The organism is Dellaglioa sp. CoH-57-MRSF-22 (assembly GCF_056781895.1).
In genome coordinates this window covers 1-564 of record NZ_JBXAXT010000020.1, presented here as the reverse complement: position 1 = coordinate 564, position 564 = coordinate 1, and the positions used below count along the sequence as shown (strand labels likewise).

The following is a 564-nucleotide window of genomic DNA, read 5'->3' as shown; positions in this document are numbered from 1 at the left end:
GAGCCATGTCGTGTACGAGTGGTGCCCGTCCAACAATTCGCGAATGCGATGCTTCAGAGCCAAAGACTGTTGGTAATACGTGCGCTTCACTTCACGATCAGAAAATGGGCGCATTTCATCCAACGTTTTCTCAATGCCGTTGCAGATGTATAGGGTTCGACCCAAGCGCAATTTCGCGATTGCGCCACGCAACAGTTCACGACGAATTTCGATGGTGCTCGTGCTCATCATTTCTCCTTTATCCTGCGTCAGACCGCAGTTTAGCATACTGTTCTAGTCCGTAGCGAATTCTTTTTCGATCTTCCGCTTCGCTCTCGCCCGGGCGCTCGTAGTACTTGCGGTGAAAAACTGCGGCCTGCGCCACCGTCCGCATCTTACGGAAGCGATCCATCAGACCCATCTTTTCCATCTCGTACCAGTGGAATGCTGCCTGAACCTGCACCTCGGTCATGCTCGGATTCTTCTTCCGGAACTGGCGCAATTCACGAATGCGGTCCGCGCTCAGCCACTGGGCGACGCCGCGTGCTCCAGAGTACGGGTTGCGGGCATGCACGTCGAACTGCG

The 564-nt window shown here is 54.8% G+C and carries 2 protein-coding genes; both read right to left on the bottom strand.

Features of this window, described 5'->3' with window-relative positions:
• Positions 1-231, bottom strand: a 231-nt coding sequence (locus AC1RPR_RS07855; protein WP_481763409.1) for a hypothetical protein, incomplete at its 3' end; no start/stop codon positions are given.
• 7 nt (positions 232-238) lie between these two features.
• A partial coding sequence (locus tag AC1RPR_RS07850; RefSeq protein ID WP_481763408.1) for a phage tail tip lysozyme occupies positions 239-564 on the bottom strand: 326 nt, incomplete at its 5' end.